Source organism: Fulvivirga lutimaris, from assembly GCF_009711525.1.
Lineage (GTDB): Bacteria > Bacteroidota > Bacteroidia > Cytophagales > Cyclobacteriaceae > Fulvivirga > Fulvivirga lutimaris.
In genome coordinates, this window is the sequence record NZ_SMLV01000346.1 from 1 (window position 1) to 17,090 (window position 17,090).

A 17,090-nucleotide genomic window follows, 5' to 3' on the forward strand; every position below is an offset into this window, starting at 1 on the left:
TTTACGATCATTTAGATTTGATGTATGCTAAGTAAGAAAACAAAAATGAAGTTGATTAACTGGTGGCCACCCATGCTAGGGACGGGCATTAGTTTGGATTATATCAGTGATGATTTTAGGAGGTTTGATGTGTCAATGAAATTGCGCTGGTACAATAAGAATTTGATTGGTATTCACTATGGCGGTTCATTATACTCAATGTGCGATCCTTGGTATATGTTTATACTGACCGCTAATTTGGGAAGTCAGTATTTGGTGGTGGACAAATCTGCAGGTATTAAATATCTAAAGCCTGGCAGGGGAAAGCTTACTTGCATATTTGAGATTTCGGTAAAGAAGATTGAGGCTATTAAGAATGAGATAGAATCCATCGGAAAAAATGACTACTCTTTTACTTGTGAGATTAAAAATGAAGATGGTGAAATCGTCACAGAGGTGGAGAAGGTAGTTTATGTTCGTAAGAAAGATTTTGATTGGGATAAATTGAATAAAAAAGATAATGAAGGATAACTTCTCTGGTCATGCGGCTTATTACGCTAGGTTTAGACCAGCATATCCCGAAGCTTTATATAATTTCATTTTGGCAAATACAGAAGGTAGAGAGCTTGCCTGGGACTGTGCAACGGGCAACGGGCAGGTGGCCTCAGAATTGTCAAAGCATTACAATAGGGTACAAGCTACAGACCTGAGCGAAAGGCAGATTGATAATGCTATTGAAAAAGGCAATGTAGATTATTCTGTTCAGGTGGCAGAGCAAACGAGCTTTGATGACAATTCCATTGACCTTATTACGGTAGGCCAGGCTTATCATTGGTTTGATTTTGAGAAATTTCATAATGAGGCAAAAAGAGTGTTGAAGCCTGATGGAACCATTGCCTTGTTTGGGTATGGTTTACATGAAGTTGATGATAAAGTAAATGAGTTGATGAATCATTTTTATCATGATATTGTAGGGCCTTATTGGGATGATGAGAGAAAGTATATTGATGAACAATACAAAAACACTCCATTTCCATACCACGAGATTGTAAGCCCAGAATTTGAGTTCACTGCTAAATGGTCGGTAGATCATTATATTGGTTATATAAAAACATGGTCTGCGGTGAAGCATTTTGAAAAGGCTAAAGGCTTTGACCCTGTGGATGATTTGGAAAAAGAGATCAGAAAGTATTGGAATGAGAAATTAAAGCTGATAAAGTTTCCAATTTTTTTAAGGTTAGGTAAAGTATGATCCAACAAGCAAGAACTGAACTGTTGGCTATTGAAAAGAAGGCTGTGCTGGACCTTTGGAATAACGAATACCCAGCTAGTCTGAATTATAAAGATGTTGATGCTTTTGATGAGTTTCTGAGCAAGATGGGTAGTCCCAGACATAAACTACTGTTTGACAAACAATTACTAGCCGGTTGGATTGTTACTTTTGATAGAGATGGAGAAAGATGGTTTTCAATTATTGTCAACAGCCAATTGCAGGGAAAGGGAATAGGTAAAAGGTTGATAGAACTATTTAAAGCTGAAGAAGAACACCTCTGTGGCTGGGTGGTGGATCATGAAGATTATATAAAGTTAGATGGTAGTCCTTATAATTCGCCCCTTACTTTTTATACGAAGCTGGGCTTTGAACTAATAGAAGAAGAAAGGTATAAAGGAGATAGACTTTCCGCTGTCAAGGTTTATTGGGAAAAATAAAGCTGCTTCAAATGAGCAGCTTAACAAAACTCTGGTAGGAACTATTTTTTGAATTTAATTCTTACCTCACCCAATATTGTACTTGCAGTCAGGTTTAGCTCACTATTGCTAAAAGACACAATGGTCCATTCGCCATCATAACCACCACCTTCTGGATCGGTATCATCGATGCTTAGTATAGTATCACTGCTTTTAAACTCATAGGTGAAAGTACCTGTAGATTCATCTTCAGCCAGATAGTCTGTACCTGTGCATGTGCCGCCAGAGCATGCATTAAAGGTAACATATGAGCCATCTCCTGGTACTGTAAAACCTAATACTACTGTTTCAGCAACTGTCCATTTTCCAACTATTCTTTCGTTAATCTCTAATAAAACTTCATCATCATCGTCTTTACATGAGCTTAGTGAAGCAACCAAAAATAAACCGACTATTAATAATATGGATTTGACAGGTTTTAGATAATGCATGATTAAATATTTAGGTATGGAGAATTATATGTATCCAATAAGTTAGTCATTTAAAAGTTGAAAGACAATATTGATTTGACTATGAATGGCCTAAATGTCTCCCTTTTTAATCTCCCAAATAAAATGCTTTCTATTTGCTGACTCTAAACTAAATGGTGTATTTTCTTCTTCTACACCAATAAGTTGCAACGAAGAATCTGTTTGTGTGAAAGTGCTGAACCTGGTGTGTCCATCCATACTTTTGTTGCCAAAATGCTTGTAGCTGATTAGCTCCCCAGAAGATCTGTCAAGTTTAGCTATAAAGCCTGCGTGAAAACGTGGTTTCCATGGCCATTTAGATATTTCTTTATGACTCTCACCAGCCAGATATATGTAATTATCATCATGACCCAATGTATGAAACTCGGTAAAATCAGCGGGGATATTAATTTCCTTTCTCCATAGAAGAGTACCGTTTTCAAGATTAAGGCTAGTAATAATGCAGAAAACCAAGGTATCATTAGCCAGGCTATGTTGAGTTATTATCTCATTGCTCTCCTCGCTAATAATGTATTGAATGGGTACAATGGGATCATAAGGGTTAGACTTGTCATATATGTTGGTGTGCCATAATAGGTTCCATGTAGAGTCATAGCGAGCCATACCGAAATTAGCATAATGTATATCAGGTTTAGACACAACAGCTCCGATCTTATTTTGGTCATTTAGATTAGAGATACTACTTAGTCGCAGGTTCAGGTTCAAATAGTCTTCAAAATGATGACTCCATTTATTATTAATATTAACGAAACTCATTTTCTGGTATTCATATTGGTTCAGTCCATTACCCTGATTTGGAATTAACAACTCAAATGAACCTGTGTCGGACGCTATTAATTGAATGTCAAAAATTAGTATGTCATCATCAAAATTGAAATGAAAAAGCTCCTTGCCTGATCTTGAATATAATTTTAAGAATTTGAAGTCCTCTTTATAACTATCTGACTCCCCAGTAACAACTAATATATTGTTTTCTGAAGAAGTTAATAGGCTTATCACTCTTTGGTATTCACCATCTCTTATAATAGGATGATGCCAGTTTTTATTGGTATTAAAATCAAAGAATCCAACACCATATCGATAGTAATCAATGAAATAAAAGGCATTGTCTCCAGCACTTAGTATATCGGCATAGCCTGTAAAGTCTGTTGCCTTTTCAGCTTTGTTTATAAATAAGGATTTATCTGCAAGCTCAATGGAATATTCTTTTTCTGGATATTTAAAAAGAATAGTAATAAGATTATGACTAAAGGGCCATATAGCATTAAATGAAATAATTGCTAAAACAGCAGAGATAGCGAATTTAATGATAGTAAGATACCAACTTTCCATTTTGATATTGATAACAAAATAGAAAAAGTAGGTAATGTTAATAATGGCAAAAGGCAAAGATGTATCTCCAACATATGCGGTAGAAATGAAATAAAATAATACAGAAATGATTGTTAGCTGCGTGAGCAAATAGAGAGACAGATTTAGGAAGTAGGATAAAGACCTTTTCTTAAAAAAGAATAGCTTGCTAAGTATCCAAAATGCCGGAATAGTACCTATCATTAAAATTATACCGGAGAAATCCTCCTCTATATCAGATTTTAGCTTTATATGCTCTTGCAAACGCAGAGGCACGCGCCAGTAGTTTACAAATCCATCTTCATAAAAAATGCTGTCAGCTAAAAATATTAAAAACAAAAATGCCCCGATAAGGGTGAGGGCATACCTTAATGCTGACGAATAGTGCCCTTTTTTATCTTCTAAAACTTGTCGTGGCTTTATAAAAAGATGAAATGCTGTTCGTAGAAGTTTACTATCTACATCAGTTAACTCGCTCAGGTTGGTTAAGAAATTATTCGACACAGCTAAAAATAGCAATTAATCAAAACTCCAGCGTCATCTGAAGAATTTTAGGTTGCTCTTCTTCCTGCTCCTCATGATTCAAGTTGCTCAAAGAAAGCCCTAAAAGGCGAATGCCATTTTCTATGGGTATTGAGGAAAGAAGTTCTTCATAAATGGATTGTATCTGTTCTATACTTTCAATCCATTGATCTAGGGTTTTGCTTCTGGTTACAGTTCTAAAGTCTGTGTACTTTGCTTTCACAGTCAACGTTCGGCCTACGGTCTTAGAGCGTTCCATTCTTCTATGCAACACTTCACTAATTTCTATCAACTCTTTTCTAACTGACTCATAGTTCATTAAATCTGAAGAGAATGTATTTTCGGCACCCAGTGATTTTTGAATTCTGTTCGGGTTTACTTTTCTATTGTCTATTGCTCTCGCTATTTGATAGTAGTAATGCCCGGATTTGCCAAATCTGTCAACCAATGATAGTTCAGTCCATTTTTTTAAATCTCTACCTGTGCTAATGCCCATTTTGTGCATTTTCTCAGCTGTCACCTTTCCAATACCAAAAAACTTCTCAATAGCCATTTTTTCTACAAACCCTTCAGCCTGATCTGGCGGTATTAAAAAAAGTCCGTTCGGCTTTTTAACATCTGAGGCGGTTTTAGCCAAAAACTTATTTAAGGAGATACCTGCTGAGGCCGTTAACTGTGTTTCTTCAAAGATTCGCTTTCTGATCTCTACCGCAATTCTTGTAGCTGATAGCATGCCTTTTTTATTAGAGGTTACATCCAAATATGCTTCATCAAGCGATAGTGGCTCCACAAGATCTGTGTAATCATAAAATATAGACCTTATCTGTTGCGAAACAGCTTTGTAAGCATCAAATCTTGGTCTTACAAATATGAGGTGTGGGCAGCGTGAGGCTGCTATTTTGGAAGGCATAGCAGATTTTACACCAAATTGCCTGGCCTCATAGCTTGCCGCAGCTACAACACCCCGCTCAGCGGAACCACCAACGGCAACTGGTTTTCCTCGTAGGTCAGGGTTGTCACGCTGCTCCACGGAAGCATAGAAAGCATCCATATCAATATGGATAATTTTTCTTATCTCTTTTATTTCTGAAGCTGAGCCTGACACCGTAGTATTTTACCGTTTAAATAAATGACTTTTGATATCCCCTATAATATAGTGAGCTTAAATGTTGAGGTCGTACTCAAATTAAAATATTAAGTCAAACTAAAAAAAGGAGGAAACTTGAAAAGAAGAGATTTTGTCCAGTTAGCCGGTCTGGGAGCAGGTGCTATGATGTTGCCTACTTCATTAATGGGTAAGTCAATTTCTGCTGAAGCTTTGCTAACGCCAGGAATGGACGTGGCTCAGAAGAAAATGATGGCTGATGTGGCACTCAATACAGCAAAATCACTTGGGGCAACATATGCAGATGCACGTATCGGAAGATATCTGAATCAGTATGTGTTTACAAGAGAAGACAAAGTGCAAAACGTAGTTAATACCGAGTCATTTGGTATAGGTATAAGAGTTATTACAAATGGCACCTGGGGTTTTGCATCTACTAATGATGTATCACCAGATGGCATTAAGAAAGCTACCAATCAGGCAGTGGCTATTGCCAAGGCCAATTCAAAAATCCAAACTGATCCTGTGAAGCTGGCACCTGTAAAAGGTAAGGGAGAGGTTAGTTGGAAGACACCTATTAAAAAGGATTTTAAAGATGTGCCTATCTCTGAAAAGGTGGATCTATTGCTTACTGCTAATGCAGCAGCCATGGAAAATGGTGCTAATTATGTTAATTCAGCATTGTTCATGGTCAATGAGCAGAAATATTTTGCGTCTACAGACGGATCTTATATCGATCAGGATGTTCATAGAATCTGGCCAACTTTTGGCGTTACCGCAATTGGTGATGGTAAATTCAAAACTCGTCAGGCAATGAGTGCACCAATGGGCATGGGTTACGAATATATGGATGGCTTGGATTCTGAGAAATTGGCTGGTCCAGAAGGAACAGGAATGAACCTGTACCGTCAGAGTTATGATATTGTAGAAGATGCAACTTTAGCTGCTAAGCAGGCCAAAGAAATGCTGACTGCAAAATCTGTTGATCCTGGTAAGTATGACTTAGTATTGGAGCCTAACCATTTAGGGTTAACAATTCACGAGTCTGTGGGTCACCCACTGGAGCTTGATAGAGTATTGGGTTATGAGGCCAATTATGCAGGTACAAGCTTTGCTACACTTGATAAATGGAAATCCGGAGACTTTAAATATGGTAGCGACAAGGTGAATCTGGTTGCTGACAAAACTCAGGTTGGCTCATTAGGTGCTGTAGGTTATGATGATGAAGGAGTTGCCTGTAAGAAATGGGATTTGGTTAGAGATGGTGTATTAGTAAACTACCAGGCCATCAGAGATCAGGTTCATATGATTGACCAAAATGAGTCTCATGGTTGCTGCTATTCTCAGAGCTGGAATGACGTCCAGTTCCAAAGGATGCCAAATGTTTCGCTTGAGGCAGGTAAAGAGAAGTACTCTATCAACGACATGGTTAAAGATGTTGAAAAGGGTATTTATATAGCCGGTAGGGGTTCTTATTCAATTGATCAGCAGCGTTACAACTTCCAGTTTGGCGGTACTGCGTTCTATGAAATCAAAAATGGTAAGGTTGAAGGCATGTTGAATGATGTGGCTTATCAATCTAATACGCAAGAGTTTTGGAACTCATGTTCTAAGATTTGTGACAAAGACGATTATCGTTTATTTGGTTCGTTCTTCGATGGAAAAGGCCAGCCTTCACAGGTAAGTGCAGTTTCTCATGGTAGTTCAACTACTCGCTTTGATGGTGTTAATGTAATTAATACTGGCAGAACCATTTAATGATTTGTTAAACCATAAATTGAATTAAAACAATGGCAATATATTCAAAAGAACAAGCACGTAAAATCATGGAAAAGGCGCTGTCTTTTTCAAAAGCTGATACGTGTGAAGTAAATCTAAGTGGTAGCGAGAGTGGAAATATCCGATATGCAAGAAATACAGTATCCACTGCAGGTTATCGCTCAAACCAAACCCTGGTAGTACAATCTAGTTTTGGCCTAAAATCTGGTACCGCTACTATCGATGAATTTGATGATGCATCTTTAGAAAAGGTAGTTCGTAGAGCTGAGGAGTTAGCAAAATTATCTCCTGAAAACCCAGAGTTTATGGAGCCCTTAGGCCCTCAGCAATATGATGAATCTAAAACTTATATAGAGGCTACTGCAAACATAACTCCGGAGTTTAGAGCTCAGGTGGCTGCTGATAGTATTAATCCTGCGGCTGCAAAAGATGTCACTGCGGCTGGTTTCTTAAATGATTCTAATGGCTTCGCAGCCATGATGAATTCTAAGGGACTTTTTGCATACAATAAATCTACCAATGCGAATTTCACTGTGACCATGCGTACCAATGATGGTACCGGTTCTGGTTGGGCTACAAGAGATGCTACTGATATTGATAAGCTGCAAGCTTCAATGGCATCTAAAAGAGCTATTGATAAAGCATTGATGTCGAGAAAAGCCCAGGCAATAGAGCCAGGTAAGTATACAGTAATTCTGGAACCATCAGCTTCTGAACAGCTTTTAAACAATATGCTTTTCTCTTTCAATGCTCGAAATGCAGATGAAGGAAGAAGTTTTATGTCTAAAGAAGGTGGAGGTACTAAGTTGGGTGAAAAGATTGTTGACGAACGTGTTAATATCTGGACGGATCCAATGAATGAAGAAGTGCCTTCTGCTCCATGGAATGGTGGAGGTCAACCTTTGAAAAGAATGCCAATAGTTGAGAATGGTGTTGCTAAGAACCTTTTCTATAGCCGATATTGGGCTAAGGAAAAAGGAGTTGAAGCAGTGCCTTTTCCAAGTAATGGTATCATGGCAGGAGGAGACGCTTCTCTTGAGGACATGATCAAAGATACAAAGAGAGGTATTTTGGTGACCAGACTATGGTATATCAGAACTGTAGATCCTCAAACCTTATTATATACTGGTTTGACTAGAGATGGTACTTTCTTTATTGAAAACGGAAAAATAAAGTATCCTATTAAAAACTTCAGATTTAATGAAAGCCCGATTATCATGTTGAATAATCTGGAAACATTAGGTCAGCAGGAGAGAGTTAATGGAAATCTTATCCCTTACATGAAGGTGAGAGACTTTACATTTACTAGTTTATCGGATGCGGTATAAATTTTGCAATCGATAAGTTAACTTGAGTTAACTTATTTAAAAGGTCACTTATTTTAATCTAAGTGACCTTTTTTCATTGTAACAGAGGCTCATTACGAATGTTTTTATGGAAACGTTTAAATAATTGATAATCAGTATCAAAAGAACATGAATGGAAACCACTTATGTAATTCAGTTACTACTTGAATCAATTACCGCACAAATTGCAGTTATAAATCGTTAGGTTTTAATAGAAGAGAGGAATAATTATTTGATGACAGAAAGACCTGCAGGTACATTTTTCTTTACGAGACTTCAATACGAATCAGGAGATTGGGATACAGATCAGCGTATGCCATCAAACCTCCTGAATTCATTGGTGGAGTATACTACATTGAAAATTGATACTAAGGAGAATATTATTTCTTTAAGCAGTAATGATTTATTCAAATGTCCTTTCTGCTATTTGTCAGGGCATAAGCTGGTACAGTTTTCTCCTAAAGAACGAGACAACTTTAAAAAATATATAGACAACGGAGGCTTTGTGTTTGTAGATGATTGTAATCATGATATAGATGGACTTTTTGCCAAATCATTCGAAGAGCAAATGGCACAGATTTTTGGCAATGATGCCTTAAAGAAGATCCCTAATGATCATGATATCTATAATGCCTTCTTCACTTTTGAAGATGGGCCACCCACTACTTCACAAGAGTTAAATGGTTGGGGTGATGATTTAGTTCATGACTATCTCAAGGCTATAGAGGTGAATGGGAGAATTGGAGTGCTTTACAGCAATAAGGACTATGGATGTGAGTGGGATTATGACTTTAGAAATAAACGTTGGTATAAAATAGACAATACCAGGTTTGCAGTAAATATTGTATTGTATGCTTTAACATCTTGATTTATGGAGTTTAGAGAAGCAGAAAATAAGGACTTGCAGGCCATTGTTGACCTTTTGCACAATGATACATTAGGTGCAGGAAGAGAGAAGAGCAGTGATGAAATAGATCAGCGCTATGTCAAAGCATTTGATTTAATAAAACAGGAGCCTAATAATTCTGTTTTCGTAGCTGTGAAGGACAATAAAGTGGTAGGGACTTTCCAACTGACATTTATCCAGAACCTTACTTACTCAGGTGGAATAAGAGCCCAGATTGAAGGAGTTAGGGTTTATGAAGAGTTACGAGGTACAGGATTAGGACAATTAATGATAAATAAGGCCATTGAGCTTGCGAAAGATAAAGGCGCTCATATGGTGCAATTAACAACAGATAAAAAGAGACCCGAGGCGATTAAATTCTATGAGAAATTGGGATTTGTTTCGAGCCATGAGGGTATGAAATTACATTTAATATGAGCAAAGAAATTGTACAGACTGAAGCTGAAGTAACAGCACTTGTTGATAAGCTGGAAGCCCTTAAAAAGGAGATTGCTAAAGTTATTGTCGGGCAGGAGGAAGCAATAGATCAGCTTTTAATCACTTTTTTGGCTGGTGGTCATGCGTTGCTTGAAGGTGTGCCTGGTTTAGCGAAAACCCTGATGATCAGAACGCTTTCTCAGGCCATTGACCTTGACTTTAGGAGGATCCAGTTTACACCTGATTTGATGCCATCTGATATAGTGGGTACCGAGATTTTAGAGGAGGATCACACTACTGGTAAAAAGTTTTTCGAATTCAATAAAGGCCCAATCTTTTCCAATATTGTATTGGCAGATGAGATAAACAGAACACCACCAAAGACACAATCAGCTTTACTGGAGGCGATGCAGGAGTTTGAGGTTACTTATGCAGGTAAAACCTATAAGCTTGAGAAGCCATTCTTTATATTGGCAACTCAAAACCCTATCGAACAGGCAGGAACCTTTCCGCTGCCTGAGGCGCAATTAGATAGGTTCTTGTTATATATAAGAATTGGTTATCCAGAGGAAAGTGAAGAGACTGCCATTCTTAAAAACACAACCGGTAAAAAAGGTGCTCAGCCTGAGGCTGTTATGACTGGGGAGGAGATTGTTAAACTTCAGGCACTGGTTCGTGATGTTCCTATTAGTGACGACTTGGTTTCTATGGTTAGCAAATTAGTTAGGGCTACAAGGCCAGCAACCACTACGAACGAATATGTGAAAGAGTGGGTAAGTTGGGGAGCTGGGCCAAGAGCGGGACAGGCTGTTATACTTACGGCTAAGGCACGAGCACTGCAGAAAGGAAGATTTGGAGTGACATTGGAAGATATCCAAAGTGTGGCTTACCCCGTGTTGCGTCACAGGGTGCTGGTTAATTTTAAAGCTGAAGCTGAAGGTATTACTTCAGATGATGTGACAAATAACCTTTTGAAAACCATACAATTACCTGTTAACGGTAAAAAATAATTACTGAGGTGAAAACTGATTACCAATCCTTATTAAAACCTGAAATACTCAACTCTATCAAGGGCTTGGAGCTTATTGCACGGGTTGTGGTAGAAGGTTATTTCTCTGGCCTTAATACTAGTAGAAGGGTTGGTGCTGGCATGGAGTTTAGCCAATACAGGAGCTACGAGCCAGGAGATGATTTGCGGTTGTTAGATTGGAAAATGCTGGCGCGTTCATCAAGGTATTATATAAAGCAATCTGAAATTGACACAAACATATCAGTCAAATTCATTGTTGACGCCAGTAATTCAATGCAGCATGCAGACGGTGATCTTTCTAAAATGGATTATACCAGATTTTTGGTAGCAACCTTGGGCTATTTGGCCAAACATCAGGGTGATGCCATAGGGCTTTTTGGTTTAAATGAAAACCAATTATTTGCCCTTCACCCTAAAGTACAGACGCAACATCTCAACCGGTTTTTACATCAGCTTTTAGAAATTAAAAGTGAGGGAAAATGGCCTTCTTCAAGAACATCCACTGATGCCTTACATGATTTTCGACATAAAGAATTGATTGTCTTTGTTACTGACATGTATGAGACTGATGGTGAACTTACGAGTTTCATTAATCGACTTAAGACCAAAAGAAATGAGGTCATTGTTATCCATGTTATGACCGATAATGAGCTTTTAATGAATTATAAAGGTGCTGTTACGCTTGAAGACTTGGAATCTCATAAACGTGTTAAAGTAGATGCTTCAGTAGTTAGGGAAGGCTATTTGGCTACTATGAATGAACATCTTGAGAAGACCAAATCTGATATGCTGCATAATGGTATTGATTATACTATGTTCAATATAAAGGACAATATTGGAGAGGTTATTAATCTATTCTTAAAACAAAGAATGACATTGCTTTAATGAATTTTGTCAGCAGCACATATCTCTTCGCCTTGCTGGGTTTCCTTATCCCTATTGCCATCCATCTGTGGAATAAAAAGGAGGCCAAAGTAATTAAGGTAGGTAGTATCCAATTCGTTCCAACACAAGATTCTAATCAATCAAAAAGTATTCAGCTTAACGAAGTATTTCTGTTATTACTAAGGTGTCTGGTGTTGAGTATTGTATCATTTCTTATGGCTGGCCTGATAATAGGGCGGAACCAACTCTCAAAAAATGTGGTGCTGATAGATCCTGATATCATACAAGATGAAAGGGTTAAGCATGCCCTCGATAGTATGGGTGACCAATATGAAATAAGGCTAATGGTTGATAACCTTTCTGTTTATGACCCTGAAGAGGAGGTGAATGACCAACCTCAAAGCCTGTGGGCGCTAACAAATGATTTGAATAAGCTGAATGCAGACTCGATCATAATTTTTTCCAAACAAGCATTGGCTATGACCAAGGGTAAAAGACCGGAAATCAATAAGACATTAAGTCTTATATCAATTGACCCCCTAGTAACGAAAAAGTATCTGGCTGCAGCCTATCAGTTGAGTGATAATTATATCTTGTATTATGGTAGTTCTGATGGGTTTTCTACGATCTACACAAAGCAAGTAGTTGCTGAATTACCTGATAAAGTGATAATTGAGGATAATGAAGTTAAGCTAGAAGACCAGCTCAATGGGATACCGTTAAAGAGAATAGACACGCTGAAGGTGGTGTTGGTATATGAAGATGAGTTTTTGAAAGATAAAACCATTTTGGAGGCTCAAATCAGAGGAATAGCAGAATATACAGGTTTCCCAATAAAAGTAATAGTTCAAAAAGGAGAAGAATTAACCTCTGAATTTGATTGGTTGATCTGGCTGTCAGATGCTGCTATGGCTGATAGCGGGACAAAATCTATAAGTATAAAAGAAGATAAGTTCAAACCATTATTGTATGAAGGAATTGACAATGGAACCTATCATTTGAACTCCAGACTAAATTATGATAATGTGTTAGCCAATGATCTTTCTAATAGGTTATTGGAGATGTTTTATGAATTGCCTGTTGATAATAATGATCAAAGAGTTGTTTCTGCATCACAACTAAATCCGGTTAGGGATTCGAATATTGAAACACTGCAAGTGCAGAGTAAAGCGGGAAATCAGTATTGGTTGTGGGTATTGCTGTTTATAGTACTGGTGTTTGAAAGATTTGTATCAATGAAAAAGGCCCTATGAGTTCAGGATACAAAATATTAAACCGATTAAAGAACCAATGGCGAGGGCTTTTGGTGCTTGAAAGTGTACTATGGCTGGTAGGCTTGATGTCTTTGGTGTATGTGATCAATTCAAAGTATGGGATTGGACTTGGTAATGTTCACCTTATTTTGGTTTTAGTGCCCATTTATACCTTGCTACTTCTGTATTTCAAGCCTTGGAAGGTTGATATCAAAAGAAGTGCTCAGTGGGTGGATTTAAAGCTTGAGGATGCTGAAAATAGTGCTTACCTGCTGATCAGTGATACTTCAAGCCTTTCATTTTTAGCCACTTTACAACAGCAACGAATCAGTAACAGAATAGCTCAGATGGCTAAGCAAATCTATCCACCGCTACACTTGTTGAGGATGTTAGGCCCTTTTGTTATAATGGTGCTCATAAGTTGGGTAATAAACATATCACCGGCTTTTGAGTCTTTGCATCCAAACAATGATAATCAGAATACTAGCCCAATAATATTTAATTCAGCTGATACCACTGTAAAGAAAGAGCCAGCCAAAATTTTAACTCAAACTGTCAGTGTCAGACCACCAGCCTATACAGGCCTAAAGTCCACGAGTTCTGCTCAAATGAATGTTGCTGCTCTAATAGGATCAAGGGTTAATTGGTTACTAGAATTCAACCAACCCATTAATAAAGTTCTGATAGAAACGGTTGGTGGCAGCCAATTCAACTTTACAAAGCGCAACGATAAGTATCAGGTCAGTCTTTCGCTGGAAGAATCAGGATTTTACAAGTTTGTGTTTTTTGATGAGGCTGAAACTCGTTATGAATCAGATATTTATCAACTTATTGCCATAGAAGATGAAGTACCTGTTGCTGAGATAACTGATCTCAATAGGTTTACTCAGCTGGAGATTGAAGATCCTAAAGATGTTATGTTTACCACTGAAATGCGTGATGATTATGGACTGGCTGCTGCGTCTATCATAGCCACTGTAAGTAAAGGGTCTGGCGAGTCTGTAAAATTTAGAGAAGAGCAATTGGAGTTTGATAAACCAATTTCTATGGGTAGTAAATCAGCTGTTAGAAAGAAGTCTATCAATCTTGATGATCTAAAAATGGAGCCTGGTGATGAGTTATACTTTTATGTTGAGGTTTTTGATATTAAGCAGCCCAATCCTAACCGTACCAGAACCGAAACCTATTTTGTTAGCATCAGAGATACTACAGAGATAGAATTTACACTTGAAGGCTCACTGGGTGTTGATCTTATGCCTGATTACTTCAGAAGCCAGCGCCAGCTTATTATCGATACTGAGAAACTCATTAAAAATAAACCAACACTAGCTAAGAAGGACTTCAATTTTACAAGCAATGAGTTAGGTTTTGATCAAAAGGCATTGAGACTTAAATACGGCCAGTTTATGGGTGAGGAATTTGAAACAGGCATTACCGAGGAAACTCAGGAGATGGTTGAAGAAGGTTTAGGTGAAACCCAGGATGAAAATGACCCTTTGGCCGCCTATTCACATGCTCATGATACTGAAAATGAGCACAACCTGGTGCCTGAAGAAGAACAGGAGGATGAAGATGATCCACTAAAAGCTTACATGCATGATCATGATGACCCTGAGGAAACAACGTTGTACATAGCTTCTATAAAAGGTAAACTTAGAGCAGCGATGAACGAAATGTGGGATGCAGAGCTTTATTTGAGATTGTTTGAGCCTCATAAGTCACTTCCTTATCAGTATAAAGCGCTGGAGTTAATCAAAGAGATAAAGAACCATGCTCGAATTTATGTGCACCGTATGGGTTTTGATCCGCCTCCTATAAAGGAAGAAAAGAGGTTGACTGGTGATTTAGAAAAAGTAGAAACACTTACTCGCTTTAATGAAAATGAGAATAAGGAGATTAAATACCCTGCTATACTTGCTGCATTAAACTATATAGAGCAATTAAAAGCATCTGTTACTATGGATTATGACGCAACAATCTTTAAGAAAGCGGGTGATGAATTAGGGGGCATTGCCATCGAGTCGCCAGTAAAGTATTTAGATGCCCTTCAGAACTTGCAAAAGTTGTCTATAAGAAAAGTAGAACAAGATGAGCTTCCTAAGATTCTTGTAAAGGTGCAAAATCAATTGCATCAGGCAATTCCTGAAAATCTTCCAACACCTGTCACCAAAGCCAGCAGTAAAGATGCTCTGACTAAATTATACCTTAACCAATTGAACAAAACTGCTAATGATTGAGAAGTTGGGAGTGCGGCAGGTAGATAATTGGCAGTTTTTCCTCATAGGTGGACTCTTATTGCTGGTTCTGTTGACTTGGATTGAATTACTAAGGCAAGATAAAACTCAAAGAATGACGCGTGTTATAGCCATAGTGCTTGCCATTACTTCCTTAGTTCTACTTGCGCTTAAACCATTTTATATAAAAGAAAATACCGATGACTTAACTATACTGCTAACCAACGGAAGCACCAAACGGGATAGTCTTATGTTGGCTCATCCCAATGCCCGTTTTATTGAATGGTCAGATACAGTGCAATCATCTCATTTAAGTCCAAATGTTATCGTTGATGGCTACGGAATCCCTGAATATGACCTTTGGAAGGTGGGTAATAGAAGTATAAGCTTCATTAAACCTCTTGCCCCTTCAGGAGTCATCGATATTAGTTATCTCAATGAAGTCAATGAAGGTGAGAAAATTGAAATTTCAGTTAAAACGAACGGTATCGCTGGTCATAAACTGGTGCTGCAAGGCTTAGGTGAGAAGTATGATTCTGCTGTTATAGGTGAGGGATTAGATATGGTTAAACTCAGCTGTAAGCTAAAAGCAGTGGGCATGTATGTTCTTACCCTTAGTCAGTTTGATGCTACTGATCAGCTAATCAATGCCGAGTCTATCCCCGTTATTATAAATCCAGCAAAGAAATTTGATGTTTTGCTAATAAATGCTTTTCCTACATTCGAGAGTCGATTCCTGAAGCAGTTTCTCGAAGCATCAGGCCACAACTACTTTATAAGAAGCCAGATTTCAACTGATAAATATAGATATGAAAGCAATGGGACAAACGTAAATGAAATGTCCAGGCTCACCGAGGCTGGGCTCAAGCCATTCGATGCTATCATTATTAATGCGGCACAACTTATTGCATTGCCAAGAAATCAACAGCAAGCGTTGGCAAATGCGGTTCAAAATTACGGCTTGGGAATTTTGGTGGTTGCTAGTGATGGCGAATTGGTGAACAAGCTTCCTCAATGGGCCTACTCCAACTATAAAAAAGCAAAAAATGAACTGTTTATACTATCCTCCAATAACAATGAACTAGAGGTGGGTACTTCTCCATATCGTTTTGTGCCAAGTGTTCTGTCGGAAGTTGTTTATGCCGATGATGACGGGTCTATAGTTCAAAGCAAACCTTATGGACTTGGTAAAGTTGTACTGTCATCATTCATAAGTACTTATGAACTTTCGTTAGCGGGATATGAAGATGCCTATCAGAACCTTTGGAAGAAGTTGATTGAAAGTTGTCTCAGGCCTCAAGCAGAGTATTGGTCAATACCGACTGAGCATAATTACGTTCATAGACCTATGAAATTTGAACTAAGGAGTGACACCTTATCCAGAGTTGTTTACGGTACAGATGACATTCCACTCAAACAAAATCTGTTTGTAGGTGATAAATGGGTGAGTGATGTATGGCCTAATAATGAGGGTTGGAATTATGTTGATATCAATGGCCAAAGTGGGGATAGAAAATATTTCTACGTGCACAAACCTATAGCTTTTGAGTCTATCCAAATGGAAAAAAGGGTGGAGGCTAATAGTCGATTAGCCAATGAAAGCAATATGGAAGAGACTTCACCCATCAATAGTAAGGAAGACATATCTTTATGGTGGTTTTATATAATATTTACCATTTCAATGGCATATTTGTGGCTTCAACCAAAATTTAGATGAGTAACTCTAAAAGAATATTCCTGGTATTTGCCGTACTTTTCTTTGCTGTCATGATTTACATAGGATATGATATATCTTCCAGAACAACATTTCCTGGCTCTAAACCACAATTAAAAGAGCGAATTAAAGACAAGCTAGAGCTCAAAGACAGTACAGAAGTCGATTCAGTTAAAGTCAATTAATACCATTCGACAGGATATTCTGCCATTTGAACGTAATATTTCATCAATTAAACGTTTGAATGCTTGAATTTGAAAGAAATGGTGTTATATTAGCAGATATAAAGCCAACTATAGACAACGATTCATCCCTTGAGACCAGGTTCCCAAGGGATGTTTTGTTTTATA

16 protein-coding genes are annotated in these 17,090 nt (G+C 37.9%); 13 read left to right on the forward strand and 3 right to left on the reverse strand.

Annotated features, from left to right (window positions below):
- The first annotated feature begins 24 nt into the window (after nt 1-24).
- The 3 genes from E1140_RS08255 to E1140_RS08265 are packed head-to-tail and all read left to right on the forward strand — an operon-like array spanning nt 25 to nt 1,689.
- Complete coding sequence (locus E1140_RS08255; RefSeq protein ID WP_246202743.1) at nt 25-510, forward strand: DUF4442 domain-containing protein; 486 nt, start codon at nt 25-27, stop codon at nt 508-510.
- Nucleotides 500-1,231 carry a class I SAM-dependent methyltransferase gene (locus E1140_RS08260; protein ID WP_155181573.1) on the forward strand — a complete coding sequence of 244 codons (732 nt, stop codon included), beginning with the start codon at nt 500-502 and terminating at the stop codon, nt 1,229-1,231. Before E1140_RS08255 ends, E1140_RS08260 begins: the two co-directional genes overlap by 11 nt.
- Nucleotides 1,228-1,689, forward strand: coding sequence for a GNAT family N-acetyltransferase (locus E1140_RS08265; RefSeq protein ID WP_155181576.1), 462 nt, complete (start codon nt 1,228-1,230; stop codon nt 1,687-1,689). The genes E1140_RS08260 and E1140_RS08265 overlap by 4 nt, the downstream gene beginning before the upstream one ends.
- Before the next feature lie 41 nt (nt 1,690-1,730).
- Here the strand turns inward: E1140_RS08265 and E1140_RS08270 are convergent, their stop codons facing one another.
- From E1140_RS08270 to dinB, 3 genes are all read right to left on the reverse strand, one after another.
- On the reverse strand, nt 1,731-2,159 hold the full coding sequence (locus E1140_RS08270) for a hypothetical protein (protein ID WP_155181580.1): 429 nt from the start codon (nt 2,157-2,159) through the stop codon (nt 1,731-1,733).
- 90 nt (nt 2,160-2,249) lie between these two features.
- Entirely contained in the window at nt 2,250-4,052 is a 1,803-nt protein-coding gene (locus E1140_RS08275) for a hypothetical protein (protein WP_155181583.1), read from the reverse strand.
- 19 nt (nt 4,053-4,071) lie between these two features.
- Nucleotides 4,072-5,175: a DNA polymerase IV gene (gene dinB, locus E1140_RS08280; protein WP_343034190.1), complete on the reverse strand. Its 1,104-nt coding sequence runs from the start codon at nt 5,173-5,175 to the stop codon at nt 4,072-4,074.
- 117 nt (nt 5,176-5,292) lie between these two features.
- Between dinB and E1140_RS08285 the strand changes: the two genes are divergently transcribed.
- From E1140_RS08285 to E1140_RS08330, 10 genes are all read left to right on the forward strand, one after another.
- Complete coding sequence (locus tag E1140_RS08285; protein WP_155181586.1) at nt 5,293-6,933, forward strand: TldD/PmbA family protein; 1,641 nt, start codon at nt 5,293-5,295, stop codon at nt 6,931-6,933.
- Between the two features lie 32 nt (nt 6,934-6,965).
- Nucleotides 6,966-8,282, forward strand: coding sequence for a TldD/PmbA family protein (locus tag E1140_RS08290; protein ID WP_155181589.1), 1,317 nt, complete (start codon nt 6,966-6,968; stop codon nt 8,280-8,282).
- Nucleotides 8,283-8,535: 253 nt separating this feature from the next.
- Nucleotides 8,536-9,168 carry a DUF4159 domain-containing protein gene (locus tag E1140_RS08295; protein ID WP_155181592.1) on the forward strand — a complete coding sequence of 211 codons (633 nt, stop codon included), beginning with the start codon at nt 8,536-8,538 and terminating at the stop codon, nt 9,166-9,168.
- A 3-nt stretch (nt 9,169-9,171) separates the two neighbouring features.
- Nucleotides 9,172-9,624, forward strand: a complete 453-nt coding sequence (locus E1140_RS08300) for a GNAT family N-acetyltransferase (RefSeq protein WP_155181595.1) — start codon at nt 9,172-9,174, stop codon at nt 9,622-9,624.
- A complete protein-coding gene (locus E1140_RS08305; RefSeq protein ID WP_155181597.1) occupies nt 9,621-10,634 on the forward strand; it encodes an AAA family ATPase in 1,014 nt (337 codons plus the stop codon). Before E1140_RS08300 ends, E1140_RS08305 begins: the two co-directional genes overlap by 4 nt.
- Nucleotides 10,635-10,642: 8 nt before the next feature.
- Complete coding sequence (locus tag E1140_RS08310; protein ID WP_185153488.1) at nt 10,643-11,539, forward strand: DUF58 domain-containing protein; 897 nt, start codon at nt 10,643-10,645, stop codon at nt 11,537-11,539.
- Nucleotides 11,539-12,792, forward strand: coding sequence for a BatA domain-containing protein (locus tag E1140_RS08315; RefSeq protein ID WP_155181601.1), 1,254 nt, complete (start codon nt 11,539-11,541; stop codon nt 12,790-12,792). Before E1140_RS08310 ends, E1140_RS08315 begins: the two co-directional genes overlap by 1 nt.
- The gene (locus E1140_RS08320) at nt 12,789-15,029 is read left to right on the forward strand and encodes a tryptophan-rich sensory protein (protein ID WP_155181604.1); all 2,241 of its coding nucleotides are present in this window, start codon (nt 12,789-12,791) and stop codon (nt 15,027-15,029) included. Before E1140_RS08315 ends, E1140_RS08320 begins: the two co-directional genes overlap by 4 nt.
- On the forward strand, nt 15,022-16,743 hold the full coding sequence (locus E1140_RS08325) for a hypothetical protein (protein ID WP_155181608.1): 1,722 nt from the start codon (nt 15,022-15,024) through the stop codon (nt 16,741-16,743). The genes E1140_RS08320 and E1140_RS08325 overlap by 8 nt, the downstream gene beginning before the upstream one ends.
- Entirely contained in the window at nt 16,740-16,925 is a 186-nt protein-coding gene (locus E1140_RS08330; RefSeq protein ID WP_155181610.1) for a hypothetical protein, read from the forward strand. The genes E1140_RS08325 and E1140_RS08330 overlap by 4 nt, the downstream gene beginning before the upstream one ends.
- Nucleotides 16,926-17,090: the final 165 nt, after the last annotated feature.